This is a genomic window from Micromonospora sp. NPDC005087 (genome assembly GCF_042872965.1).
GTDB lineage: Bacteria > Actinomycetota > Actinomycetes > Mycobacteriales > Micromonosporaceae > Micromonospora.
Genome location: NZ_JBIALB010000001.1, coordinates 529,694 through 553,852 on the forward strand (window position 1 = coordinate 529,694; position 24,159 = coordinate 553,852).

Genomic DNA, 24,159 nt, shown 5'->3' on the forward strand with positions numbered 1-24,159 from the left:
GACCTCCGGACGCGACCGCCGGGGTGGTTGGTCGAGCACCGCTCAAGCGGTCACGGCATCGATCGCCTTCTTGATCGCCTTCGGCTCGCCGGGCGAACGCGGCGCGTCCGCGCGCAGCGCGATCATCTTCTCGCCGATCTCCTGGAGCTGCTTACGGCCGAGCTGCTCGCGCACCTTGGGGAACCACTCCTGCTCCTCCTCCTCGACGTGGTGCGTCACGTTCTCGATCAGCACCGTCGTCTTGGGGTTGAAGCGCTCGTCGTCGGCGTCCATGCTGGCCAGCTCGAAGCAGAGCAGGTCGGCGACGTGGTGCTCCTCGTACGACTCGAGGATGTCGTCCTCCAGGTCGGGCAGGAGCCGGCGGATCTCCGGGTACATCACCTCGTTCTCCAGGTAGGTGTGCACCGTCAGAGCCTCCAGGATCTGGCCCACCAGCTTCTGCCGCTGGCTCGCCGGCCCCTCCTCGGCATCCTGGAAGGCCTTGAACAGGCGGCGCATCTCCTTGTGGTCCTCGTTGAGCAGGACGATTCCTTGTGGTCCTCTTTGAGCAGGACGATGGCATCGGTCGACACCGGCATGACCTCCCTGGATCTCGTCTGGTGTCGATCCCGTACCCGAGGGATGAACTGCGGAAACAGGGTTACCCTGAACGGGTGGGGCCCGGCGCCGAAGCGCCGGGCCCCACACTGGTCGTACCGTTGGTCAGCGGACCACGCCGTACGCGCTCACCATGCCCGCGCCGTAGAAGCCGTTCCGCGCCCCGCCGGAGCAGGTCGCGTCGTAGACGGCACCCAGCAGCGGGACCGGGTTGTAGACACCCGCGGGGCAGCTCTGCGCCCGAGCCGTGCGCTCCAGGAACGACGCCAGCTGGCCCGGGGACATGTCCGGGTGGGCCGAGGCCGCCAGCGCCGCGACGCCGGCGACGTGCGGGCCGGACATCGAGGTGCCCTGCTTGTAGCCCCAGCCGTTGGTCCGCGTCGCCGTGTTGAAGGTGGTGGACAGGATGCCGTCGGTCAGCGTCGACTGGGCACCCTGGGTGCGGAACCGGGTGTCACCACCCGGAGCGGTGACGTCCACGACACCCTGGCCGTACGAGGAGTAGTAGCTCTTTTCCCCGGTCGGGCCCACCGCCGAGACGGTCACCACGCCCGGCGCCTCGGCCGGCAGGTCGAGGCAGGCGCTGTTGATGTCGCGCACCTCGGGCGTCCCGTTGTTCGGGCTGCCCGCGTCGACCGTCTTGTGGGCCAGATCGACGTTGGAGTTGCCCGCGGACGCGACGTTGAGCACGCCCTTGCTGTGCGAATAGCGGATGGCACGCTGCACGGCCTGCCACACCGGTCGCTGGCGCGCGTCGTTGCGGCAGTTGAACTCCCACGGGTCGATGTAGTAGCTGTTGTTCGTGACCTTCATGCCGTGCTCGGCGGCCCAGAGGAAGCCGCAGACCGCCGCCTCGGGGTAGATGAAGCCGTCGTTGTTGACCACCTTGACGGCGGCCACCTTGACGCCTGGGGCGACGCCGGTGACGCCGACGCCGTTGATGGCGGCGGCGATGGTGCCCGCCACGTGGGTGCCGTGATCGGATGTGGTCGGGTTCCAGGCCGCCTCGGTGGTGTCGACGACGCCGCCAAGGCAGGACGTGCTCTTGTCCTTGGCGATCTGGCTGGCCAGGTCGGGGTGACTGGAGGAGATGCCGCTGTCCAGCACGCCCACCACTACGTCCGCGCTTCCGGTGGTGACGGCGTGGGCCTGCGGGACGCCGATCATCGGCATGTCCCACTGCTGGCCGAACAGGGGCTCGGCGGTCGGGTCACCGGTGGCGCTGGCGAGGTCGGCGGCGGAGACCTCCACGGTCTCGCCCTCGTCGAGAGCGGTGCCGAGCCCGGTGGTCGCGGCCACCGACTCGACCCCGGCTCCCGCCACCTCGGTGGCGAAGTCGGGGTTGCTGGAGCGGGCGACGAGCACACCGATCTGCTCGTAGCTGGCCATCACGGTGCCCTTGGCGGCGGCCACCCGGGCAGCGGCCCTGTCGTTCGCCGCGCCCTGCGGGGCGAGAACCAGGAACGTCGTGTCCGGGCCGGCGGCCGTGGCCGGCGCCAGTGCGCCGGTGACGGCGAGACCGACCCCGAGCGTCACCGCGGACGCGGCGGCCAGTGTCTTGTTGCGGAGGTTTTTCACGCGGACTCCCAGGAGCGGGGACCAACCGGTGCGCTCCCGGGCGGGGAGTGACCGGCCGAGGGCGGGCGGGATGCCCGTCTCTGGTAGTCGAGCGCGGACGGTCGGTGTGGCGTTACACACACCCCGGCAGGTGGGACGAAAGGTGTCAGACCGTGGCCAGCGTGCGGGGGATCTCGTCGAGCAGTTCCCGGGCCAGGAAGCCGATCCGGCCGTACCGGGGGATCAGCCGCTGGCCGCTCACCGCGTGCGCGAACGACGCCCAGCAGGCGGCCTGGGCCGGCTCGGCGCCCCGGGAGAGTAGCCCGGCCAGTAGCCCGGCGAGCACGTCCCCGCTGCCCGAGGTGCCCAGCCCGGCGTCGCCGCTCTCCTCGCGCCAGCGCCGCCCGTCCGGGGTGGCCACGTGGCCGTAGAGCGAGACGACCGCCTCGTACCGGACGGCCAGCTCGGCCGCCTCGGCGTCCAGGTCGTCGCCCGGGTCGCGGCCGAGCAGGTGCCCGGCCTCGGTGACGTTCGGGGTCAGCACCGCCGGTCGCCCCGAGCCGACCAGCAGGCCCGGCTCGTGGCTGAGTGCGCCCAGGGCGTACGCGTCGAGCACCAGCGGGGTGCGCGGCCCCGCCGCGTCCAGGACCGGGTGCAGCAGCTCGCGCGTCTCGTCGATCCCTTTCAGCCCCGGCCCGAGGGCCACCACGTCGGCATGACCGATCAACTCGCCGAGCTGGCCGTCCCGGTCCGCGGCGACCGCGCCGGTCGGGGTCTCCGGCAGCCCGATCACCAGCGCCTCGGGCACCTGGACGCTCAGCGTGGCAGCGGTGGACTCGGCGGCGGTGAGCTGGAGAACCCCCGCGCCGGCGCGCAACGCGGCGACCCCGGCGAGCAGCACCGCCCCGGGGGTGAAACGGGAGCCGCCGACCACCAGCACGGTGCCCCGGCTCTCCTTGCCGCCGGTCGGGACCGGCAGCTCCCAGTTCCGCAGCAGCCCCGGCGTGATCACCTTCACCTCAGACCGGCTCGGCATGGACCTCGTCCTCCCTGGTCGGCCGGGCGCCCTGCCGGCGTAGGTGGCCCACCTCGTTGAACCCGGCCAGCGCCAGCCGGCCGTCGGTGTCGACCGACCAGTGGGTGATCGAGCAGTTGGCGATCACGTGTTCGCGGGTCAGCGCCATCAGTTCCGGCTCGGTCAGCCCCTCCACCAGGAAGCGCAGCAGGAAGACCAGTGCGTCGTGGCCGAAGAGCAGCACCCGCTGGTCGGCATGGTCCCGGCGCAGGTCGCCGAGGAGCGTCCGCAGCCGCAGCGCCACGTCGGTCCAGGATTCCCCGCCGGGCGGCCGGTAGTAGAACTTGCCCAGCCGGGCGCGGCGGTCGGCCTCGTCCGGGAACCGCCGGCGCACCCCGTGCCCGGTCAGCCCGTCGAGGATGCCCAGCTCCCGGTCGCGCAGCCGCTCGTCCCGGCTGAGCGGCACCCCGGTGCCGTGCAGTGCCAGTTCGGCGGTGGAGACCGCGCGCAGGTACGGCGAGACCACCGCCACGTCCGGGCGCCGGTCCGCGGGCAGCCCGGCCAGCCAGCGGCCGGTGGCCCGGGCCTGCTCCTGGCCGGTGGGGGAGAGCGGCACGTCGGCGTCCCGGTGGGTGAGCCCGATCAGGTCGGCACCGGAGGACTCGGCCTCGCTTGCCGCCACGTTCGCGGTGCTCTCGCCATGTCGGATGATCCACAAGGTTGCCAATTCGGCCATGCGGCACCCCCTACCCGGCCCGGCTGCCGGGTAACCGCGCCACCGGCGCAGGTCGGGGGTCGGGCGTGAACGCCACTCGGTTGGGTAAGCGTGGGCTTCAACGCGAGCCGACAGGGGAGGTGCGCCGTGGCGACGATGGTCAAGGAGCAGATCAGCCCGGTGAAGGACAAGAACTACGACTTGATCCGGGCGTTGCAGATGTCACTGGAGAACGTGTACCGGATGGACACGTACATCGCCGACGCCGAGCAGCATGGCGACAGTGAACTGGCCAACTGGTTCCGCCTGATCCAGGAAAACAGCCGCAAGGCGGGTGAGCAGGGCAAGCAGATGCTGATGTCCCGGATGCAGCAGGAGAAGCGCTGACCGCGGCGAATGTCGCCCGGGTGCGGGCGGATGCCGGTCGATGACCGGCATCCGCCGCGCTGACCCCCGACGGCACATCGACCCACGTCCAGGCGATCCCCTCGATGCCGCGCGGTCCGGTCCGGTTCGGGACAGCGCCGCAGGAGGTCGATGGGGCACAATGTCCGTCCGGGACGGCCGGGCCGCCCCGAGACGGAGGGGTGGAATCGACGATGACGGTCGTCCGGGGTCTGCGCGAAGCGCTGCTGCTGTTCCTGATCGCCGCTGTTCTGGTCGGGGCCGCCGCAGCGGTCTGGGTGGCGGTCGACGGGGGTGACTACACCGGCCGACTGGGGATCGCGCTGATGGTGGTGGGCGCGCTGTTCGGAGTGACCGGCGACCTGACGCTGAGCCGGATCGGCATGCTCGGCCCGCGTGCCACCTTCGGGCTCGCGCCGGAGCGCGAGGAGGCCGGGGGCGGGCGGGTGCTCACCGGCGTCGGCATCTTCCTGTTCGTCGGGTTGCCGCTGATCCTGGTCGGCGTCCTCCTGGTCACCTGACCGGGCCCGCGGGCCGGGCAGATCGGTCCGCGTCGCGCCCTGCTCGTCTCCGGTCGATGACCGCGAGGAGCCCGCCGGCGTCGTACCCTCGTGGGCGTGGCCACGGCAGCGGAGGAGATCCAGGTGGGGGAGCGGCTGGTCCGCGTCTCCAGCCCCGACAAGCCGTACTTCCCCGAGCGCGGGCTGACCAAGCTGGACGTGGTCCGCTACTTCCTGGCGGTGGGTGACGGCATCCTGCGCGCGCTGCGGGACCGGCCGACCATGCTGGAACGCTGGCCGCGCGGCGTCTTCGAGGGCGCAACAATCGCCACCCGGCAGACCAACCGGGGTGACGCGTTCTATCAGAAGCGGCTGCCGGCGGGCGCGCCCGAGTGGGTGCGCACCGCGCACATCACCTTCCCCAGTGGCCGTACCGCCGACGAGGTCGCGCCGAGCGAGCTGGCCGTGGTGATCTGGGCGGCCAACCTGGGGACGCTGCGCTTTCATCCGTGGCCGGTGACCGCCGCCGACGTGGAGCGCCCCGACCAGCTGCGCATCGACCTCGACCCGATGCCCGGCGTCGAGTTCGCGCAGGTCGTGCCGGTGGCCCACGAGGTGCGGGCGTTCCTCGCCGAGCTGGGCATGACCGGTTACCCGAAGACCACCGGAGGCCGGGGGCTGCACGTCTACCTGTCGATCGAGCCGCGGTGGAGCTTCGGCGAGTGCCGGCGGGCGGTGCTCGCGCTGGGCCGGGAGATGCAGCGTCGCCTGCCGGAGCTGGTCACCACCACCTGGTGGCGCGAGCAGCGGGACAAGCCGGTCTTCGTCGACTACAACCAGATGGCCCGGGACCACACCGTGACGTCGGCGTACTCGATCCGGCCCACGCCGCAGGCTCTGGTGTCGGCGCCGCTGGACTGGGCGGAGCTGGACGACGCCCGCCCGGAGGACTTCGACGTGCTTTCCGTGCCGGCCCGGTTCGCGGAGCGGGGTGACCCACACGCCGGCCTGGACGGCGACCGGCACTCGCTGGAGCCGCTGCTGGAGCTGGCCGACCGGGAGGGGCTGGAGGCCCCGCCGGAGCGGCAAGGAAGGGTCCCCTATTAACGCCAGGCGTTAATAGGGGACCCTTCCTTGCACCTCACGCCCAGGGGCTGCCCGCCCCGTCGAACTCCTCGAAGACCAGCCAGGTGCGGGTGGACAGCACCCCCGGGATGCTCTGCACCCGGCCCAGCACGACGTCCCGCAGCGCGGCGTTGTCCGGTGCGCGGACCAGCGCGAGCACGTCGTGGTCGCCGCCGAGCAGCGCGGCGTGCTCGATGTAGCGCACCTGGGCCAGCTCCGCGGAAACCTCCCGCCAGGTGTTCTGCTCGATCGTCAGCGCGATGTACGCCGAGGTGCCCAGGCCGGCCGCCACGGGCGCCACCTGGGCCCGGAAACCGGTGATCACTCCGTCGCGGAGCAGTCGCTCCACCCGGGCGTACGCGTTGGTGCGGGAGATGTGGATTCGCTCGGCGAGGGTGCGCACCGAGGTCCGCCCGTCACGGACCAGCTCGTCGAGGATCCGCCGGTCCACCTCGTCCAGGGGTCGGGCCGATCGTCCCGATCCGGTCGCCCGGCCCGCCCCGTCGGTGGCTTCCTGGCTCACTGATGCGCCCTTTGCATGCCAACCGTCCCGCCTTCCACCTGGATCTTGAGTCAATCATCCGACAGGCGGAAGCATAGGCCCACCACACGTCCCAGGAGGTTCCGCCGTGACGACCACTCCCCAGGCGGTCCGCAGGGCATCCCCGCGCACCCGTCGGGCGGCCACCCCGCCCGACCCGGCGCGCCCGCTGCTGCCCGACGCCGAGCCCGTCCGCCTGCTCGACCCGAGCGGCACCCCGCTGCCCGCCCGCACCGACTACCCGGAGCCGCCCGTCGAGGCGCTGCGTGAGCTGTACCGCCGGATGGTGCTCGGCCGCCGGTTCGACACCCAGGCGACGGCGCTGACCAAGCAGGGCCGGCTCGCCGTCTACCCGTCCTCCCGGGGACAGGAGGCGTGCCAGGTCGCCGCGGTGCTCGCGGTCCGGCACACCGACTGGGTGTTCCCCACCTACCGCGAGTCGATGGCACTGGTCGCCCGGGGCATCGACCCGGTCGAGGTGCTCACCCTGCTGCGCGGCGACTGGCACTGCGGCTACGACCCGGCCGCGATGCGGACCGCACCGCAGTGCACGCCACTCGCCACCCAGTGCGTGCACGCTGCCGGGCTGGCGCACGGCGAGGTGTACCAGGGGCGCGACACGGTGGCGCTGGCCTTCATCGGCGACGGCGCGACCAGCGAGGGTGACTTCCACGAGGGGATCAACTTCGCCGCCGTGTTCAAGGCGCCGGTGGTCTACTTCGTCCAGAACAACCGGTACGCGATCAGCGTCCCGCTGTCCCGGCAGACCGCGGCGCCGTCGCTGGCCTACAAGGGCGTCGGTTACGGCGTGCCCAGCGAGCAGGTCGACGGCAACGACCCGGTCGCGGTGCTCGCCGTGCTCACCCGCGCGGTGGAGCACGCCCGCGCCGGCAAGGGGCCGTTCCTGGTGGAGGCGCACACCTACCGGATGGAGCCGCACACCAACGCCGACGACGCGACCCGCTACCGTGACGGCGCCGAGGTCGACGCCTGGCGGGACCGGGACCCGGTCACCCGGCTGGAGACCTACCTGCGCTCGCGCGGGGTGCTCGACGACGCGGCGGTCGCCGAGATCGCCGAGCAGGCCGAGGCGTACGCGGCGGACCTGCGGACCCGGATGAACGAGCAGCCCGCGGTCGACCCGCTGAGCCTCTTCGACCACGTCTACGCCGAGCCCACCCCGCAGCTGCTGGAGCAGCGCGAGCAGGTCCGCGCCGAGCTGGCCGCCGCGCACGACGAGGAGGGTGACGCCTGATGGCCACCACCATGGCGAAGGCCCTCAACACCGCGCTCGCCGACGCCCTCGCCGCCGACGAGCGGGTGGTCGTCTTCGGTGAGGACGTCGGCCAGCTCGGCGGCGTCTTCCGGATCACCGACGGCCTGCAGGCCCGGTTCGGCGAGAAGCGCTGCTTCGACACCCCCCTCGCCGAGGCCGGCATCGTCGGCTTCGCCGTCGGCCTGGCCATGTCCGGGTTGCGGCCGGTGGTCGAGATGCAGTTCGACGCGTTCGCGTACCCGGCCTTCGAGCAGATCGCCTCGCACGTGGCGAAGCTGCGCAACCGCACCAGGGGCGCGCTGAGCGTGCCGATCGTCATCCGGGTGCCGTACGCCGGCGGGATCGGCGGGGTGGAGCACCACTGCGACTCGTCCGAGGCGTACTACGCGCACACCCCGGGTCTGAAGGTCGTCACCCCGGCGACCGTGCAGGACGCGTACTCCCTGTTGCGGGAGGCGATCGAGGACCCGGACCCGGTGGTCTTCATGGAGCCCAAGAAGCTCTACTTCGCCAGCGCCGACGCGGAGCTGCCGGCGCGTACCGAACCGTTCGGCCGGGCGGTCGTGCGCCGGCCCGGGCGCGACGCCACCCTGGTGGCGTACGGGCCGGCGGTGCCGGTCGCGCTGGAGGCCGCCGACGCCGCCCGCGAGGAGGGCTGGGACCTGGAGGTGGTGGACGTGCGCACCATCGTGCCGTTCGACGACGCCACGATCACCGCCTCCGTCCGGCGCACCGGCCGGTGCGTGGTGATCCAGGAGGCGCCCGGGTTCGCCGGCGTCGGCGCGGAGATCGCCGCCCGGGTGCAGGAGCGCTGCTTCCACGCGCTGCACGCCCCGGTGCTGCGGGTGGCCGGGCTGGACATCCCGTACCCGGCGCCGATGCTGGAGCACACCCACCTGCCCGGGGTGGACCGGGTGCTCGACGCGGTGGCCCGGTTGCAGTGGGACGACCAGCCGGACCCGCGCTGGTCGATGCAGGGCAGCGCGGCATGACCACGGTCGAGCGGACGCAGGTCTTCCTCCTGCCCGACCTGGGCGAGGGGCTGAGCGAGGCGGAGATCGTCGAGTGGCGGGTCGCGGTCGGCGACGTGGTCACGGTCGACCAGAGCGTGGTCGAGGTGGAGACCGCCAAGGCGGTCGTCGACGTGCCCTGCCCGTACGCCGGGCGGGTGGTCACCCTGCACGGCGCGGCGGGTGAGGTCCGTCCGGTCGGCCAGCCGTTGATCACTATCGCGCCCCTGGACGGCGGTGCCGAGCCGGCCGGGCACGCCACCTACCGCGAGGAGGAGCGCGCGGGTTCCGGCAACGTGCTGATCGGGTACGGCACCGGGCACGGCGGGACGACCCGACGCCGACGCCGACCCCGGCTGGCGCTGGCCCCCGAGCCCACCGACGTCGCGTCCGGCGATGTCTCCGGTCCGGCCGCCGCGGGCAGCCCGGCGGGCCGCACCGAGGCGTCCTCCGGCGGCGCCCCGGCCGGCACGACCGCTCCGGCCGCCCTGGTCATCTCACCGATCGTCCGGCGGCTGGCCCGCGAGCGCGGGATCGACCTGGGCACGGTGCGGGGCACCGGGCCCGGCGGGGTGATCCGTCGCGCGGACGTGGAGGCGGCGCTGGCCGCGCCCGCCCCCCGGCTGGCGGCCGTGCCGGACGCGCACGCGACGGTGATCCCGGGCGGCGACGGCGATGTGATCGTCCCGCTCACCGGCGTCCGCAAGGCGATCGCCGACAAGCTCTCCCGCAGCCGGCGGGAGATCCCCGAGGTGACCATCTGGGTCGACGTGGACGCCACCGGGCTGCTGGAGACCCGGGCCGCGATCAACGCGGCGACGCCGGACGCGCCGGTGAGCATCCTGGCCCTGCTGGCCCGGATCTGCCTCTCCGGGCTGCGCAGGTTCCCGCAGCTCAACGCCCGGGTCGACACCGAGGCCCAGCGGATCGTCCAGTCCGCCGGGGTGCACCTGGGCATCGCCGCGCAGACCGACCGGGGCCTTCTGGTGCCGGTGCTGCGCGACGCCCAGCGGCTCACCACCGCCGAGCTGGCCGCGGAACTCGCGGCCACCACCGCGGCGGCGCGGGCGGGCACCCTTGCGCCGGCCCGGCTGACCGGTGGCACCTTCACCCTGAACAACTACGGGGTGTTCGGCGTGGACGGCTCCACGCCGATCATCAACCATCCCGAGGCGGCACTGCTCGGCGTGGGGCGGATCGTGGACAAGCCGTGGGTGGTGGACGGGCAGCTCGCCGTGCGCAAGGTGACCCAGCTCAGCCTCACCTTCGACCACCGGGTCTGCGACGGTGGGGTGGCCGGTGGCTTCCTGCGGCACGTCGCCGACTGCGTGGAGCGGCCGGCGCTGCTGATCGCCGCCGTCTGACCCGGCGTACCCCGGCCCCGGCGCTGCCCGTGCGGCGCCGGGGCCGGCGCACGCCCGGGGTTTCCCCAACGTGTCACCGGGAAGTCGGCCCCGCGGAGTGCACCGCCGCGTCGAAGGGAGCCGGTTCGTGGCGTACCAGGTACCCAACGCGTTCCGGGAGCGACGGCCCGCCTCGGCCGGCGCGCCGCTGCACTGCGACGCGCGGGAGTACGGGCTGTGCGGCGACGGCCGAACCAACGACCAGCCGGCGCTGGCTGCCCTCGTGGACCGGCTCGGCGACGGCTACGCGGCGGACGGGCGGGCCCGCGTCATCTACTGCCCACCGGGCATCTACTCGATCCGGGACGCCGGCACGGTGTGGCGCAGCGGCGTCTCGCTGGTCGGGGCCGGGCCGGCGGCGACCCGGTTCCTGCTCAGCAACGAGTGCAACCGGGTCGACCCGACCCCGTTGGCGTACTGGACCGTCCTGCAGCACGGCGCGGGCCGGGACCGGCACATCGCCGACTGCACCTTCGCCGACTTCGAGATCGACGGCTCCGGGGTGGCGATGGCCGAGTACAACTACCTGGCCAAGGGCCTCGGCCTCCAGTACGTGGTGCGCGGTGTCTTCCGCAACCTCTACATCCACCACACCGCGGCCACCGGGCTGGGGTGCGACTTCCTGCAGGACAGCCTGATCGACGGTGTGGTGGTGGTCGGCTGTGGCCGGCTGGACAACGGCGAGCAGATCGGCGGCGCGGGAATCGGCGTGGGCATCGGCGGCTGGGGCGCGGTGGAACGGCTGACCATCGTCAACTCCACCACCCTGGCCAACGGCACCAACGGGATCTTCCTGGAACTCCAGAAGGACTACTGGTCCCCGCCCCGGGGGTACCGCATCATCGGCTGCCACAGTCAGGGCAACCGGTTCGGCATCTCCGACTGGGGCGCGGACGGGCTGATCGTCTCCGCGTGCACGATGGCCGACAACCTGGAGGCCGGCTTCGACGTCTCGGCCGAGGGCACCGCGGGCGTGGCCGGTCGGGGTGGGCTGCTCACCGACTGCGTCATCGACGGCAACATCGGCGACGGGATCAGCATCGGCAACACCTCTGGCCCCTACACCATCCGGGGCAACCGGATCAGCGACAACGGCCGGAACGGCTACCACGGGCACGACCTCGGGCGCGGTTACCAGGGCCCGGCACGGGACGTGGTGATCGAGAGCAACGAGTTCTGGGGCAATGGACTGGACGCGGTCCGGGTCGACCATCCGATGGTCGACGCGGTACTGCTCAACAACCGGATCCGCAACAACGGCCGGCAGTTCGCGCAGGCGGCCGGCGGTGCTGGCGAGACGGTCCGCTACAGCGAGCGGTCCCTGGTGGACCGGGCGGCCGACTGGCCGCACGACGGGCACCGGGGCAAGGTGCTGCGGGTCGGACGATCCGTGGCGCTGGTCGCCTCGAACACCGGCGACGAGCTCACCCTCGCCCCGGTCCGCCCCGACGCCTTGAGCGCATGGAGCGGGGACATCCCGCCGCCGGGCTGCCGGTACGAGCTGTCCCCGGCGCCCGCGCGGCGGGCCGGCATCACCATCGACGCGGCGTGCGACTCGGCGACGATCCGGGGCAACCGGATCTGGGACAACCGTGAGAGCCGGACCCAGACCAACGGGTTGTGGATCACCGAGCGGGGCAGCTGCGTCGACTGCCGGGTCGAGGGGAACGACCTCGGCGGCAACGCCGACGAGGGGCTGCGGCTGGACACCCCGCCGGTGGGCGGCCGCTGGCGCGACAACCACGACGACAGCGACTGGGGCTGAGCGGCGGCGGCCGGAGTGCACCGGCCGCCGCCGTCGTCAGGACCGGTCAGCCGGCCAGACCGGCCACCGGGTCGGGATCCAGCACGACCGTCGCCGTGCCGGTCTGCGGCGGTACGCCCGGCTCGGTCGGCGCGTCGGTGTACTCCGCCACGAAGACTGCGGTGAGGTTGTCAGCACCGCCGTGCCCACCGTCGACGAAGGTGGCGATGGTGCCGGAGCACCCCGTCGCCGAGGAGAGCGGGTGCCCGTGCTCGTCATGGCCGAGGACGTAGGTGACCTTCACCCGGGAGCAGTCCACCGGCAGGTCATCGGTGACCTTCACCTGGTACGCGACCGTTTGCCCGAACTGGAAGGGTTGCCCGGCCACCGGGGCGACGAACTCGACGATCGGCGCGCGCGGCCCGACCAGCAGCGGCAGGGTCGCCGCGGCGGAGCGTCCGGTGCGGTCGGTGACCTTCAGCGTGGGGGTGTACGCGCCGTTCTCCTGGAAGGTCCAGGCCGGATTCGCCTCGGTGCTGTCCACCGAGCCGTCCGCGTTGAAGTCCCACGCGTAACGCAGCGCGTCACCGTCCGGGTCGGTGGTGCCCGCGCTGGAGAAGGTCACGGTCAGCGGCGCCTGACCGGCGGTCGGGTCCGCGCTGATCTTCGGGATCGGCGTCCGGTTGCCCCGGACGAAGTCGATCCGGGACAGCTGGGCGTCCGGGTTCTCGGCGAAGTAGCCGTCGCCGTACTCCAGCACGTAGAGCGCGCCGTCCGGGCCGAACTCCATGTCCATCGGGTTGTCCACCACCAGCGACGGCACCACCGGCCGGATGTCCTTCACGTCGCCGTCGGAGTCGAGGCGGAACTCCTTGATGTAGTCCCGGGTCCACTCGTAGAACAGCGGCACACCGTCGTAGTAGGCCGGCCACCGGGTCCGCGAGGTGCTGGTTCCGTCGTAGTCGTACGCCGGGCCGCCCATCGGGCCGATGCCGCCGGTGCCCAGCTGCGGGAACTCCCCGGCGGCGGCGGACGGGTACCAGACCTGTGGCTGCTCGACCGGCGGCAGCTGCCGCTTCCCGGTGTTGTGGGGTGAGTCGTTGACCGGGCGCTTGCAGTTGAACGTCGAACCGGACTCGCCGGTGGCGAAGTCGTAGTCGCGGTACGCGATGTCCGGTGTCACGCAGTACGGCCAGCCGTAGTTCGCCGGCTTGTCGATGAGCATCCACCGGCCGTGTCCGGCGGGCCCGCGCCCCGGGTTGGACGAGGACGCGTCCGGGGAGTAGTCGCCCAGGTAGACGTCATCGGTGCGCCGGTCGACGGCGAACCGGAACGCGTTGCGCAGCCCCATCGCGTAGATCTCCGGGCGGGTCTGTGCCGTACCCGGCTTGAACAGGTTGCCGGCCGGCACCTTGTAGCCGCCGCCGGGTTGCACCCGGATGCGCAGCAGCTTGCCGCGCAGGTCGTTCGTGTTGGCCGAGGTGCGCTGGGCGTCGAACGCCGGGTTCCGGTCGGCCCGCTCGTCGATCGGGATGTAACCGTCGGAGAAGAACGGGTTCGTGTCGTCACCGGTCGACAGGTACAGGTTGCCCTTGCTGTCGAAGTCGATCTGACCGCCGACGTGGCAGCAGATGCCCCGGTCGGTGGGCACGTCGATGATCTGCTGCTCGGTGCCGAGGTTCAGCTTCATCCCGTCCAGCTTGAACCGGGACAGCCGCAGTGCCCCCCGGAACCGCTGCCAGTCCGCCTCGGTGCCGACCAGCGGCGCGTCCCCCTCGTTGACGTCGGGGGTGGCCGGGTCGTCCACCGGGGTGTTCAGCGGCGGCGAGTAGTAGAGGTAGACCCATTTGTTCTGGGCGAAGTTCGGGTCGATGGCGACCCCCTGCAGCCCCTCCTCATCGTGCTCGTACACCGGGATGTCGGCGGCGAGGGTGTTCAGCCCGGTGCGCGGGTCGTGGATGCGGACCTCGCCGGTGCGGGAGGTGTGCAGCACCCGCAGGTCGGGCAGGACGGCGAGGCTCATCGGCTCGCCCGGGAAGTCGTTCAGTGTCACCTTCTGGAAGCTGCTGTCCGGTGGCGCCGCGGCCGGCGCGGGCGCGGCGGCCGCCGGTGGCGCGGCCAGGCCGGCCGTCACCAGCAGCAGGGCGGACACGAATGCGGTCCTGTTCATCAGGTCGTCCCCCGAGGTGGTCGTCAGTACCGGAGTGAGGCGAGATAGTCGAAGCCGACCCGGGCGGTGTCCAGGGCGTCGGCGGGCGCGCGCGGCGGGGTGCCCGCGTCGTCGCGTTCCACGATGTACTCCTCGATGCCCGCCTCCCGTTCGTGGGCGAAGATCCGTCCGAAGTCGATGACGCCGTCGCCGAGGTCGGCGAAGCCACCCTCGACGTCGAGGTCCTTGACGTGCACCTGGCGGATCCGGCCGCGGTTGGCCCGGATCACGTCGACCGGGTCGTGTGCGCCCCGCCAGGTCCAGTAGAGGTCGAGTTCGAAGTGGACCAGTCGCGGGTCCGTCTGCCGGGTGAGGATGTCGAAGCCGGTCGACCCGTCGGTCAGCGGCACGAACTCCAGTTGGTGGTTGTGGTAGCCGAAGTCCAGCCCGGCGCGCTCGGCGAGCCGGCCGGCCTGGTTCAGATCCCGGGCGAGGGCACGGTAGACGGCGGGGTCCCGGATCGGGCGCCCCTCTGGGTCGCGACCGAAGTACGGGTGGACGATCTTCTTGCAGCCCAGGATGTTCGCGTCCGCGAGGGCGCGTTCCCAGGTGGCGGCGTCGAACGGCTGCGGGATGCCGGTGTGCCCGGAGGTGGACCGCAGCCCCGCCTCGTCCAGCGCGGCCCGGAACTGCGCCGCGGTACGCCCGACGAAGCCGGCGTGCTCCACTCGCCGGTAGCCGATCCGCCGCAGTGCGGTCAGGGTGCCGGGCAGGTCGGCGGCGAGTTGGTCGCGCACCGTGTAGAGCTGGATGCTGATCCGGTCCACCGGCACCCGGCGCCGACCGTGGGTATGTCCGGCCGGCGTGGCGGCGGCCGGGCCGGCGAGCAGGCCGGCGGTGCCGAGGGCGGCGGCGGAGACGGTCGCGGCGCGGAGCAGGCCCCGCCGGCTGACCGGCTCGGAGGCCGGTGCCGACTCCGGTCCGTTGGTCTGTTGATCCATGGTGGTGGTCCCTTCCTGACGGCTGGCACGCCGTCGGCGGAGGTCGACCGGCTGCCGCCTCCGGGCGCGCCGAACCGGCCGGATCGGGGATCCGGCGGGACGATGACGGACGGCGCGCGGGTGCGGCCCGGACCTGTCGGGAGCAGAACACGGCGACCCGGCGGGTGGCGGCGAGGCGATCGACGAATGGGCAACCTTCTATCTGATTCGCGACCTTACCCTTGCCTCCGGACGAAGGCAAAGCTTCGTCTCGATCAGCAGAAGTTTCGCTCCAGGCGACAAAAGTCCATCCTCGTGATGCGTCACCTGCCCTGACCTCGTCCTCCCTGCGCCGACGCCACCCCGGCGCAGTCGGGTGCCGTACGGCCGGATCCCTGCCCGTCGGGTCAGGGACGAAAGCCCGCGCAACGATGGCAGAACGTGCAAGATCGTGGTGGTCGGGGTCGGACGGGACGACCCGGGTCGGGTCGGCCGGAGTCGGTCGGTGTCGCTCAGACCGGGCCGGTCATGCCTTTGTTTCGCCAATTGGCTCAGCGCCGGAAAATGCGCCGATAAATGGGCCGCCGATTATTTCCGAATGGGATGGGCACGCCGATCGAGGCGGCGAGAATATGGCGGAGGGAAGCCGAAAACGGGGGGACTGAAACATGACGTTGAGGCGGCGATTGACGCTGTTGGCGGTAACCATCGCAGCCGTACCACTGGTTGTGGGAGGGTGCACCGCGGATCGGGACGCGTCGGGCAAGCGGCACGCCGCTCCGCCGGAGCTCACGGTGACGCCGGGCGACAAGGCGCGGGAGGTGCCGGTCAGCGCCGAGGTGGGCACCGTGGTCAAGGGCGGACGGGTCACCGGTGTGCGGCTCACGGACGACAAGGGGAAGCAGATCGCGGCCGAGCCCCGTGAGGACGGCTCCGGCTGGGTGCCGAGCGCGCCGTTGCAACCGAAGCGGACGTACACCGCCGAGGTGACCGCGACCGGCGACTCGGGCGCCACGACGACCCGAACCACCACGTTCAGCACGATGGCCAAATCCACCAAACCGCAGATCACCAGCACGCTCTATTTCGTCGGCAACCGGACGTACGGCACGGCGATGCCGGTAACCGTGGCGTTCGACCCGGGAATTCCGAAAGAGGCCAGAGCGGACGTGCAGCGACGGTTGTTCGTGAAGACCAATCCGCCGCAGCCCGGTGCCTGGTCGTGGCTGGAGGACGGGACTCAGGCCTATTACCGGGCGCCCGATTTCTGGCGTCCGGGGACGACGATCAGCGTCCGGGCCGGTCTGCAGGGCCTGCCGATCGGCAAGGACCGGGTCGGCGACGCCGAGCGGACCGCGACCTCGAAGATCGGACGGCAGGTCGCGCTGGAGATCGACAACGACACCAAGCAGATGACCGTGTTGCGCGACGGCAAGCAGGTCCGCCGGATCCCGGTCAGCCTGGGCAAGGCGAGTACACCCACCTCGAGCGGCAAGATGGTGATCATGGAGAAGCACGAGCGGACCACGTTCGACACCCGGGGTGAGCCGGACGGCGGCTACGTGGTCGACGTCGATGACGCCCAGCGACTCACCTGGGGCGGCGAGTTCATCCACTCGGCCCCCTGGTCGGAGGGCGACCAGGGCAGCACCAACGTCTCGCACGGGTGCACGAACGTCGCCGCCACCGCGGCGGACTGGTTGATGGGAGTGACCCAGGTCGGTGACCTGGTCACCGTGAAGGGCACCGAGGTGCAGTTGCAGGCCGGCAACGGCTGGACGGCGTGGAACGTGAGCTGGGACGAGTTCGTCCGGGGCAGCGCCCTGCCGGTGCCGCCCGGGCTGCGGCCGGCGCCAGTGCCCCCGGCGCACCCGGGAGCGGTGGCCGGCGGGTCACCCGCACCCGCGCCCTCGGTCAGCGGCCGCTGACACACCGCCGACGGCCCCCGGGTCGGCCCGCCATTGCGGCGGGCCGACCCGGACCCGGTGCGGGAACCCCGGGGACACGTCGCCGGCGGGTGCCGGCACCGGGGACGATGCCGGCCCGGGCGTTCAGGCCAGCGGTACCCGTGCCACCCCGGGCCCGATCAGGCTGCCCAGCCAGAGCTGGTCGCCGTGCTGGCGTACCCCGGTGATCATCCAGTAGTGCCCGGTCGGGCCGTGCAGCGTCCGGCGGACCGTGCCCGCGCCGTCGACCAGCGCGACCAGCCCGTAGCGGCGCGGCTGCGGCTGCATCGCATCGGGCAGCAGGGCGGCGAGCTGGCGCAGTCGCGGGTGCGGCAGCAGCCGCTCGGCGATCGGCACCCGCGGGCTGGGCAGCGCGATCCAGTACGTTCCGTCGCCCACCGCGGAGAGATTGTCCGGATAGGCGGGCAGGTCGGCGAGCACCCGCACCCCGCCGCCCAGCTCGACGCGGAGCAGCCGGTGGGTGGTGGTCTCCACCAGCATCAGCGCCGACTCGTCGGGGGTCAGTGCGATGCCGTTGGGGAAGTACAGCCCCTCGGCCACGACCTCGGTGCGCCCGCTGGCCGGGTCGTGCGCGAGCACCCGGCCGTTGGGGCGGTGCTCCAGCAGGTCCCGCTTCCAGTGTGAGACCGGGAACCGGTCGGAGGAGTCGGTGAAGAAGATGGTGCCGTCGCGGGCCACCGTCGCGTTGTTGGCCAGGTGCACCGGGGGCGCGGTGCCGGTCAGCTCGCGTACCGCTCCGTCGGGCGTGACCCGCAGCAACCCCCGGTACGCGTCGCAGACGATCAGCGCCGCACCGGACCGGTCCAGCTCGATGCCGAGCGGCCGGCCGCCGGTCTCGGCCAGCAGGCGGGGTCGGGTGCCGGGCGGCGCGTCGGCCGGCCACCACCAGAGTCGGCCGTCCTCGTCCCCACTGATCACCCGGCCGGTCGGGTCGACCAGCACGTCCTCCGGACCGACGGCACCGTCGGGCAGGGGCAGGAGGTCGACCTGGTCGAGCCGGCGGTCGGTGGCCGCCCAGGCCCCGGTGAGCGGGGGAGGGACGGTGGCCTGCTCGCGGACGGGCCGGATGAGCCGGGGTGGCCGGGGCCGGGGGATCAGCATCGGTCCATTCTCCACCGCCGATGCCGGCCGGGCCGGCTCACCACCGCGGCGCGGCGCGGGGGAGGTCGAGCAGACGGCGTCCGGCTCCCGGTGGTCGGCGCGTGCGTCGAGCGGCGAGGCCGATGTTGCCCGTCGTGTCGGGCGCGGGGCCGGGGGGACCCCTGGCCTCCGCCGTAAGGGGGATCGGGGTGGCCTCGGGGTCTGACCCTGGACGTACCCGGAATCACTCCGTGGAGGGGCGAAACTGTCGGGGGTGGGGGCTAGATTTCTGGGCATGGGTGAGGGCAGCGACCGGTTCGACGTGCAGGTCAGCGTGGGTGATCAGGTGGTCCTGGTGCGGGTGACCGGCGAGGTCGACATCGCCACGGTGGCCGCGTTCCGCTCCGCCCTGTGGGCCGCACCGGCCCGCCCGGTGCTCCAGCTGGACCTGTCCGAGCTGCGACTGCTCTCCGCCGCGGGGGTGCGCGCGCTGCTCGCCGCGCATCTGCGGGTCCGGGCCCGTGGCGGCCAGCTGGTCCTGGTCGATCCGACCCCGGTGGTGGCCCGGGTGCTGCGCGCCACCGCCCTGCACCGGGTGATGCCGATCCTGGAGCCGGCCCGAGTGGTCGAGGCCGCGCGTCGCCCGGAGGTCGAGGCCGCGCACCTGGTGCTGGCCGCCTGACCATCGCCCTCCGCCCGGCGGCGGGGGCCGCCGGCCGAACCGGCGACCCCCCTGAAGGACCGATCAGCGCACGCCGAGCAGGTCGACGACGAAGACCAGCGTCTCGCCCGGCTTGATGGCGCCGGCCGCGCCGCGGTCGCCGTACCCCAGGTGTGGCGGGATGGTGAGGCGGCGCCGGCCGCCGACGCGCATGCCGACAACGCCCTGGTCCCAGCCGGCGATGACCTGGCCGCCGCCGAGCGGGAACTCGAACGCCTCGCCCCGGTTCCAGGACGAGTCGAACTCGCCACCGGTGGAGTGCGACACGCCGACGTAGTGCACGCTGGCCAGCTGGCCCGGCTGGGCCTGCGGGCCCTCGCCCACGGTGACGTCCTCGATCACGAGGTCGGCCGGCGGCGCACCCTCGATCGGACCCACCTCGGGCTTGCCCGATCGGGCGCCTGCTGCCTGGTTCATGCGTGGAACTCCTGCCATTTGGGTGATGTGTCCGGTCACCGTCGATCCTGCCGGATCGCACCCCACCGATGTGCGGCGGACCCGCCAACGGCGTGGCGACACCCGGCGGATCCATGATCCATCGGGTGCCGGGCGGACCGCACGACTCGGCGGGCGTCACCGGTGGTGACGCCCGCCGTGGGGATGGTGCGGTGTGGATCAGCGGAGCCAGCGCATCCGCCGGACGATCGGCTGCCGCGCCCAGACCCGGCCGAGGCCCCAGGTGTCACCGGCGTTGACCAGCGCCAGCACCGCCAGCACCGCGGCGTAGATCAGGTGGTCGTCAATGAAGGGGTTGTTCTCCGGAGGCAGGACGGCGGTCCACATCAGCACCAGGAGGAGCCCGCCGGCCACGGCGGCGACCCGCATGCCGATGCCGAGCAGCAGGGCGACGCCGATCCCCGCGAGGCCGGCCATGAACAGCCAGTCCGCCCAGGCGGCCCCGGCGATCCCGGCGTAGACGTCCTTGAAGGGACCGGCGACCCCGAAGGTGAGGAAACCCTTGGTCGGGCTGCCTCCGTTGATCCAGGCGTTCTTCGACTCGGTGGCCAACCCGAGGCCGAACAGCTTGTCGACGAACGCCCAGAGGAAGATCCAGCCGAGCGCCAGCCGGATGCCGGCCAGGATGTACCGGACGGCGCTCTCGCGGGGGGTGCCCGCCGTCGGAGCGGTGGTCTCGGCGCTGATCCGCTCGATCGTCGCGGCCATGGTCTCCACGTCCCTTCTCTGCTTCGCACCGCGCTTCCCCGGTGGCATCTCCATTGGACGCCGGTCGTGCCGTCGCCGGCAGGGCCGACGGACCCGCAACCGCTCGGGACCTTCGACCCCTGCGGCGTGGCCCGGAGGCCCTGACCGCGGCGGGTGTCCGGCCGTAACGTCCGAGGTGGACGACGAGAGGGAGGCCGTGATGAGGACCTGGCAGGTGGGTGACGTGATGACCCGGGAGGTCGCGACCGTGGTGGCCGAGACCCCGTACCGGGAGATCGTGGACGTGCTGGTGCGTCACGGGGTCAGCGCGGTGCCGGTGGTCGACGGGTTCCGCCGGGTGCTGGGCGTGGTGTCCGAGGCCGACCTGCTGCACCGGATCGAGCGCGCTGGCGAGCCGGCGCAGCGGCGGGTCTTCGAGAGCCGTCGCCGACGTGACGGGATCGTCAGTCGCGCCGACCTGCTGCGGGTGCATCTGCGCTCGGACGCCGAGATCCGCGAGGACGTGGTGCAGGAGGTGCTCCGCCGGGTGCTCGCCGTGCGGGACGGCCTGGTCACCGTCGAGGTCCGCCACGGCGAGGTCACCCTGGCCGGACGGCTGGACCGCCGCTCCGCAGTCGACCTCGCCGGGCGGCTCGCCGCCCAGGTGAGCGGCGTGGTTCAGGTGACCAACACGATCGGCTACGAGGCGGACGACACCGCCTTCGATCCGGCGCAGGTGACGCCGGTCGCCTGAGCACCGTCGCCAACCCGGCTGGCGCGTGCCGACTTCGCCGGAGCGCCGCCGGGGGATCGGCCGCTCGCCTAGGCTCGGGAGCGGCCGTCCGGCGGTGCGGGCGGGCGGTGCGCAGGGTCGATGCGGGGGGCGCCGGTGGCTGAGGCGACGGTCGCGGTGCCGCTGTGGGCCTGGGCGGCAGTCGGCGCGGTGATCGCCGTAATGCTCGGGGTGGACGTGCTCATGCACCGGGACAGCCACGTCATCGAGCTGCGGGAGGCGCTGGTCTGGAGCGGCGTCTGGATCGCCGCGGGCCTGCTGTTCGGCCTGGTCGTCTGGTTCGGCCTCGGCGGCGACCCGGCGGTCGCGTACTACTCCGGCTACCTGCTGGAGAAGGCGCTCTCGGTGGACAACGTCTTCGTCTTCGCCCTGCTCTTCGGCTATTTCCGGGTGCCGCCGGGCTACCAGCACAAGGTGCTGTTCTGGGGCGTCGTGGGGGCGCTCGCGTTCCGGCTGTTCTTCATCTTCGCCGGCGCCGAGCTGCTGGACCGGCTCACCTGGGCCGGGTTCGTGCTCGGCGCCTTCCTGATCTGGACCGGCTGGCGGCTGGCGGTGCGGGGGGAGCCGGACGTCGACCCGGAGCGCAATCCGGTGGTCCGGCTGTTCCGGCGGGTGGTCCCCACCGACCCTCGGTACCACGGCGACCGGTTCACCGCCCGGGTCGACGGCCGGCGGATGGCGACCGTCCTGCTGGTGACACTCGTCGCCATCGAGGCCACCGACGTGGTCTTCGCCATCGACTCGGTGGCGGCGATCCTGGCTATCACCACGAACACCTTCCTGGTCTGGACGGCCACCGCGTTCGCCGTGCTCGGGCTGCGCAGCCTCTACTTCTGCCTCGCCGGCCTGCTGCGCCACTTCGGTTACCTGCGCTACGGGCTGGCGCTGCTGCTCGCCTTCGCGGGGCTGAAGCTGATCCTGGCCGAGACGCCGGTGGGCAAGCTGCCGGTCTGGCTCACCCTCACGGTGGTGGTGCTGACCCTCGCGGCCTCCATCGTGGCCAGCCTCATCGCCGCCCGGCGCGCCCGCGCCACCGGCTGACCCCGCTCGACCTCAGCCGCGCAGCACCGGACGGGACAACTGGTCGGCCAGCAGCGCGGGCGCCTCGGCGAGGGACGGGCCGTACCAGGTGAGGTGTCGTCCGGAGAGCAGAGCGCACGGTACGCCGGGAAAGGCCTCCGGCCCGTCGCCGCCGGTGAACCGGTACGGCTCGTCGGGCAGCACCACCAGCTCGGGCCGCTGGTCGCGCAGTTCGGCCAGACTCGGACGGGGATAACGCTCGGCGTGCTGGTCGTACGCGTTGACCACGCCGAGCCGGTGCAGCGCGTCGCCGGCGAACGTGTCGCCGCCGAGCACCACCCACGGCCGGCGCCAGACCGGCACCACCGCCCGGCGGGCCGGTTCCAGGCGGGGCGGCTCGGCCCACGCCCGCCGGGCCGCCCGAAGCCAGGCCGGCTCCGCCGGCGCGCCCAGCTCGGCCAACAGCTCGGCCAGCTCGGTCAACGCACCCGGGACGGTACGCGGATAGGTGACCCGCACCGGCACGCCGGCGGCCCGCAGCGCCTCCGCGTCGTCCCGGCGGTTCTCCTCCACGTTCAGCAGCACCAGGTCCGGCCGCAGCGCGCGGACCCGGTCCAGGTCCGGGTACTTGGTGCCGCCGACCCGGGCGACGTCCAGCCCGGCCGGGTGGCTGCACCAGTCGGTGGCCCCGACCAGCGCACCGGGCAGGGTCAGCGCCACCGCCTCGGTCAGTGACGGCACCAGCGACACCACCCGCACCCGCGCACCTCCGTCGGTCATCCGGTACCGATCATGCCGGCCGGGCCGGTGCGGCGCGGGTCAGGGTCGTCCGGGCTCGACCCGGGCGGTCACGTCGAGGTGCGCCGGTTGGCAGCCGGCGGTGGCCGCGAACCGGCGGACCGCCGCGCGGACGTGCTCGCGTACACCGGCGGTCGGGGTGTCGGCCGTCAGGTCCACCCGGATCCACACGTCGGGTCGCGGCGGCGCGCCGGTGAGCACCACCCGGGCACGGCGTACTCCCGGGGCGCCGGTCAGGTCGCGTTCCAGTGCGTGGACGAGGACGTCGGCGGCCAGTCGGGTGCGACCTGGGCGCCGCCCGGGGTGAGTCAGCGTGCCCCGCACCGCGGAGCCGGGTCGGCGCAGCTCCCAGGCCAGCAGCTGGTAACCGGTCAGGGCGAGCAGCGCCCCGGCGACCGCCGCGGCCAGGGTGGTCCACGGCGTGGCCAGCCGCCACCGGCTCAGGAGACCGGCACCGAGCAGCGCCGCGCCGGGGTCCGGGCCGGGCAGCACACCGAACGCGCCGGGCAGCACACCGAAGCTGACCGCCAGCGCCGCTGAGCCGCCCGCCACCAGCAGCAGCGCGACGATGGTCCACAGCAGTCGGTGCGCGGCGTCCGTCATACCGGCCGCCCGCGGGGGAGCAGCCGGACCTCGATCCGGCCGGCGCGTGGCGCGGCGAGGCGGTGCAGCTCCTGGTGCACCGCGAACTCCACCTCGGCACGGGCCGCCGGGTCGCCGGTGGCGCGTACCCGGGGCCGCCACTCGGCGCCGCGTCGGCGGACCCGGACCCGGGCCCGGCGTACGCCCGGCACGGTGCCCGCCGCGTCGGCCAGCCGGCGTTCCACACAGCGGCGGTGCAGGTACCAGCCGTCCCGCTCGTCGACGCGCAGACGGACCGGCGCCCAGCGTCGCAACTGGGCGGCCAGGACGGCCAGGCCGAGCAGCACGGCCCCGCCGGCCACCGCGCGGACGCCCGGGTCGCGCCAGCGGGTGCTGGTCAGCGTCTCGTACCAGCCGGTCCCCGTGCCCAGCGGCGCCGGGCGATCCAGGGCCACCAGGAGCGCCTGCGCGGCCAGCAGTGTGCCGCCGGCCAGCAGCGCGACGGCCAGCAGCAGCGAGGCGACCCGGTTGGCGGTCCGCATGTCAGCCTCCAGCCGTCCACCCGGTCCGGGGGCCGTCGACGCCGGGGACGAGCAGGTCGTCCACCGTGACGGTCACCGCCGCCACGGTGAGCCCGGTGTCGGCCGCCACCCGGTCGGCGACGGCCACCCGGACCGCCTCGGCGACGGCGGGGACGCTGTGCCCGTACCAGGTGACCAGGTGCAGGTCGAGGCTCACGGACCGCTCGTCCACGCGGACCGTGGCCGGGTGGGCGCCGGACACGCCAGGGACCCGGCCGGCGGCGTCGGCGGCGATCCGTGCGACGTCCGCCGATCCGGCGGTGCCGTGTTCCCGCCGGCCCGCGCCGTTACCGGCGAGGACGCCGAACTGTTGTCGCGACATGCTGACCTCCCGGCCGGTCCGGTACCGGTGCCCTCCGCTGGATACACCCTGCGGTGACCCTGGAACCCGGGCTCGCCTGTGATCCGGGTCACAGCACTGGTCCGGGCGCTGGCGCGCTCCGGCGGTCCTTGACCA

25 protein-coding genes are annotated in these 24,159 nt (G+C 73.0%); 11 read left to right on the forward strand and 14 right to left on the reverse strand.

Annotated elements, in window-relative coordinates:
* Positions 1-42: 42 nt before the first annotated feature.
* The 4 genes from ACFYPS_RS02445 to ACFYPS_RS02460 all read right to left on the reverse strand — a co-directional run bounded on the left by ACFYPS_RS02445 (position 43) and on the right by ACFYPS_RS02460 (position 3,905).
* The gene (locus tag ACFYPS_RS02445; RefSeq protein ID WP_387322812.1) at positions 43-528 is read right to left on the reverse strand and encodes a hemerythrin domain-containing protein; all 486 of its coding nucleotides are present in this window, start codon (positions 526-528) and stop codon (positions 43-45) included.
* A gap of 174 nt (positions 529-702) precedes the next feature.
* A complete protein-coding gene (locus ACFYPS_RS02450; protein WP_387322342.1) occupies positions 703-2,175 on the reverse strand; it encodes a S8 family serine peptidase in 1,473 nt (490 codons plus the stop codon).
* Between the two features lie 145 nt (positions 2,176-2,320).
* Complete coding sequence (locus ACFYPS_RS02455) at positions 2,321-3,190, reverse strand: NAD(P)H-hydrate dehydratase (RefSeq protein WP_354962241.1); 870 nt, start codon at positions 3,188-3,190, stop codon at positions 2,321-2,323.
* Positions 3,174-3,905, reverse strand: a complete 732-nt coding sequence (locus tag ACFYPS_RS02460; protein ID WP_354962240.1) for a histidine phosphatase family protein — start codon at positions 3,903-3,905, stop codon at positions 3,174-3,176. Before ACFYPS_RS02460 ends, ACFYPS_RS02455 begins: the two co-directional genes overlap by 17 nt.
* A 135-nt stretch (positions 3,906-4,040) precedes the next feature.
* Between ACFYPS_RS02460 and ACFYPS_RS02465 the strand changes: the two genes are divergently transcribed.
* The 3 genes from ACFYPS_RS02465 to ACFYPS_RS02475 all read left to right on the forward strand — a co-directional run bounded on the left by ACFYPS_RS02465 (position 4,041) and on the right by ACFYPS_RS02475 (position 5,896).
* Positions 4,041-4,271 (forward strand): hypothetical protein, encoded by a 231-nt coding sequence (locus tag ACFYPS_RS02465; protein WP_354962578.1) that lies wholly within the window; start codon positions 4,041-4,043, stop codon positions 4,269-4,271.
* Between the two features lie 212 nt (positions 4,272-4,483).
* Positions 4,484-4,810: a hypothetical protein gene (locus ACFYPS_RS02470; protein ID WP_354962239.1), complete on the forward strand. Its 327-nt coding sequence runs from the start codon at positions 4,484-4,486 to the stop codon at positions 4,808-4,810.
* 96 nt (positions 4,811-4,906) lie between these two features.
* Positions 4,907-5,896 carry a DNA polymerase domain-containing protein gene (locus ACFYPS_RS02475; protein ID WP_387322345.1) on the forward strand — a complete coding sequence of 330 codons (990 nt, stop codon included), beginning with the start codon at positions 4,907-4,909 and terminating at the stop codon, positions 5,894-5,896.
* Between the two features lie 34 nt (positions 5,897-5,930).
* On the opposite strand, the gene ACFYPS_RS02480 is transcribed toward ACFYPS_RS02475, so the two are convergent.
* A complete protein-coding gene (locus tag ACFYPS_RS02480) occupies positions 5,931-6,365 on the reverse strand; it encodes an Lrp/AsnC family transcriptional regulator (protein WP_387322814.1) in 435 nt (144 codons plus the stop codon).
* Positions 6,366-6,543: 178 nt separating this feature from the next.
* Between ACFYPS_RS02480 and pdhA the strand changes: the two genes are divergently transcribed.
* From pdhA to ACFYPS_RS02500, 4 genes are all read left to right on the forward strand, one after another.
* Complete coding sequence (gene pdhA, locus ACFYPS_RS02485; RefSeq protein WP_354962236.1) at positions 6,544-7,710, forward strand: pyruvate dehydrogenase (acetyl-transferring) E1 component subunit alpha; 1,167 nt, start codon at positions 6,544-6,546, stop codon at positions 7,708-7,710.
* Complete coding sequence (locus ACFYPS_RS02490) at positions 7,707-8,723, forward strand: alpha-ketoacid dehydrogenase subunit beta (protein WP_354962577.1); 1,017 nt, start codon at positions 7,707-7,709, stop codon at positions 8,721-8,723. Before pdhA ends, ACFYPS_RS02490 begins: the two co-directional genes overlap by 4 nt.
* Positions 8,720-10,105, forward strand: a complete 1,386-nt coding sequence (locus ACFYPS_RS02495) for a dihydrolipoamide acetyltransferase family protein (RefSeq protein WP_387322347.1) — start codon at positions 8,720-8,722, stop codon at positions 10,103-10,105. The genes ACFYPS_RS02490 and ACFYPS_RS02495 overlap by 4 nt, the downstream gene beginning before the upstream one ends.
* A gap of 127 nt (positions 10,106-10,232) precedes the next feature.
* A complete protein-coding gene (locus ACFYPS_RS02500; RefSeq protein WP_354962234.1) occupies positions 10,233-11,909 on the forward strand; it encodes a right-handed parallel beta-helix repeat-containing protein in 1,677 nt (558 codons plus the stop codon).
* A gap of 46 nt (positions 11,910-11,955) precedes the next feature.
* Here the strand turns inward: ACFYPS_RS02500 and ACFYPS_RS02505 are convergent, their stop codons facing one another.
* Entirely contained in the window at positions 11,956-14,058 is a 2,103-nt protein-coding gene (locus ACFYPS_RS02505; protein ID WP_354962233.1) for a PQQ-dependent sugar dehydrogenase, read from the reverse strand.
* 23 nt (positions 14,059-14,081) lie between these two features.
* A complete protein-coding gene (locus ACFYPS_RS02510) occupies positions 14,082-15,038 on the reverse strand; it encodes a sugar phosphate isomerase/epimerase (RefSeq protein WP_354962232.1) in 957 nt (318 codons plus the stop codon).
* A gap of 647 nt (positions 15,039-15,685) precedes the next feature.
* Between ACFYPS_RS02510 and ACFYPS_RS02515 the strand changes: the two genes are divergently transcribed.
* Positions 15,686-16,945, forward strand: coding sequence for an Ig-like domain-containing protein (locus tag ACFYPS_RS02515; RefSeq protein ID WP_354962231.1), 1,260 nt, complete (start codon positions 15,686-15,688; stop codon positions 16,943-16,945).
* 123 nt (positions 16,946-17,068) lie between these two features.
* Here ACFYPS_RS02515 and ACFYPS_RS02520 read toward each other — a convergent pair whose 3' ends face one another.
* Positions 17,069-18,085 carry an SMP-30/gluconolactonase/LRE family protein gene (locus ACFYPS_RS02520; protein WP_354962230.1) on the reverse strand — a complete coding sequence of 339 codons (1,017 nt, stop codon included), beginning with the start codon at positions 18,083-18,085 and terminating at the stop codon, positions 17,069-17,071.
* A gap of 274 nt (positions 18,086-18,359) precedes the next feature.
* Here ACFYPS_RS02520 and ACFYPS_RS02525 point away from each other — a divergent pair, with 274 nt between their 5' ends.
* On the forward strand, positions 18,360-18,746 hold the full coding sequence (locus tag ACFYPS_RS02525; RefSeq protein ID WP_354962229.1) for an STAS domain-containing protein: 387 nt from the start codon (positions 18,360-18,362) through the stop codon (positions 18,744-18,746).
* 63 nt (positions 18,747-18,809) lie between these two features.
* On the opposite strand, the gene ACFYPS_RS02530 is transcribed toward ACFYPS_RS02525, so the two are convergent.
* Entirely contained in the window at positions 18,810-19,202 is a 393-nt protein-coding gene (locus tag ACFYPS_RS02530) for an FKBP-type peptidyl-prolyl cis-trans isomerase (RefSeq protein WP_354962228.1), read from the reverse strand.
* Positions 19,203-19,400: 198 nt separating this feature from the next.
* Entirely contained in the window at positions 19,401-19,958 is a 558-nt protein-coding gene (locus tag ACFYPS_RS02535) for a hypothetical protein (protein ID WP_354962227.1), read from the reverse strand.
* Positions 19,959-20,148: 190 nt separating this feature from the next.
* Here ACFYPS_RS02535 and ACFYPS_RS02540 point away from each other — a divergent pair, with 190 nt between their 5' ends.
* Positions 20,149-20,682: a CBS domain-containing protein gene (locus ACFYPS_RS02540; RefSeq protein ID WP_354962226.1), complete on the forward strand. Its 534-nt coding sequence runs from the start codon at positions 20,149-20,151 to the stop codon at positions 20,680-20,682.
* A gap of 120 nt (positions 20,683-20,802) precedes the next feature.
* Complete coding sequence (locus tag ACFYPS_RS02545) at positions 20,803-21,762, forward strand: TerC/Alx family metal homeostasis membrane protein (protein WP_387322352.1); 960 nt, start codon at positions 20,803-20,805, stop codon at positions 21,760-21,762.
* Between the two features lie 12 nt (positions 21,763-21,774).
* On the opposite strand, the gene ACFYPS_RS02550 is transcribed toward ACFYPS_RS02545, so the two are convergent.
* Genes ACFYPS_RS02550 through ACFYPS_RS02565 form a run of 4 tightly spaced genes read right to left on the reverse strand, consistent with a single transcriptional unit; the run spans position 21,775 to position 24,024 of the window.
* Positions 21,775-22,500, reverse strand: a complete 726-nt coding sequence (locus tag ACFYPS_RS02550; protein ID WP_387322816.1) for a helical backbone metal receptor — start codon at positions 22,498-22,500, stop codon at positions 21,775-21,777.
* A 60-nt stretch (positions 22,501-22,560) separates the two neighbouring features.
* Positions 22,561-23,142: a hypothetical protein gene (locus tag ACFYPS_RS02555; RefSeq protein ID WP_354962223.1), complete on the reverse strand. Its 582-nt coding sequence runs from the start codon at positions 23,140-23,142 to the stop codon at positions 22,561-22,563.
* Entirely contained in the window at positions 23,139-23,663 is a 525-nt protein-coding gene (locus ACFYPS_RS02560) for a DUF6286 domain-containing protein (RefSeq protein ID WP_354962222.1), read from the reverse strand. The genes ACFYPS_RS02555 and ACFYPS_RS02560 overlap by 4 nt, the downstream gene beginning before the upstream one ends.
* Position 23,664: 1 nt before the next feature.
* A complete protein-coding gene (locus ACFYPS_RS02565) occupies positions 23,665-24,024 on the reverse strand; it encodes an Asp23/Gls24 family envelope stress response protein (RefSeq protein ID WP_354962221.1) in 360 nt (119 codons plus the stop codon).
* Between the last annotated feature and the right edge of the window lie 135 nt (positions 24,025-24,159).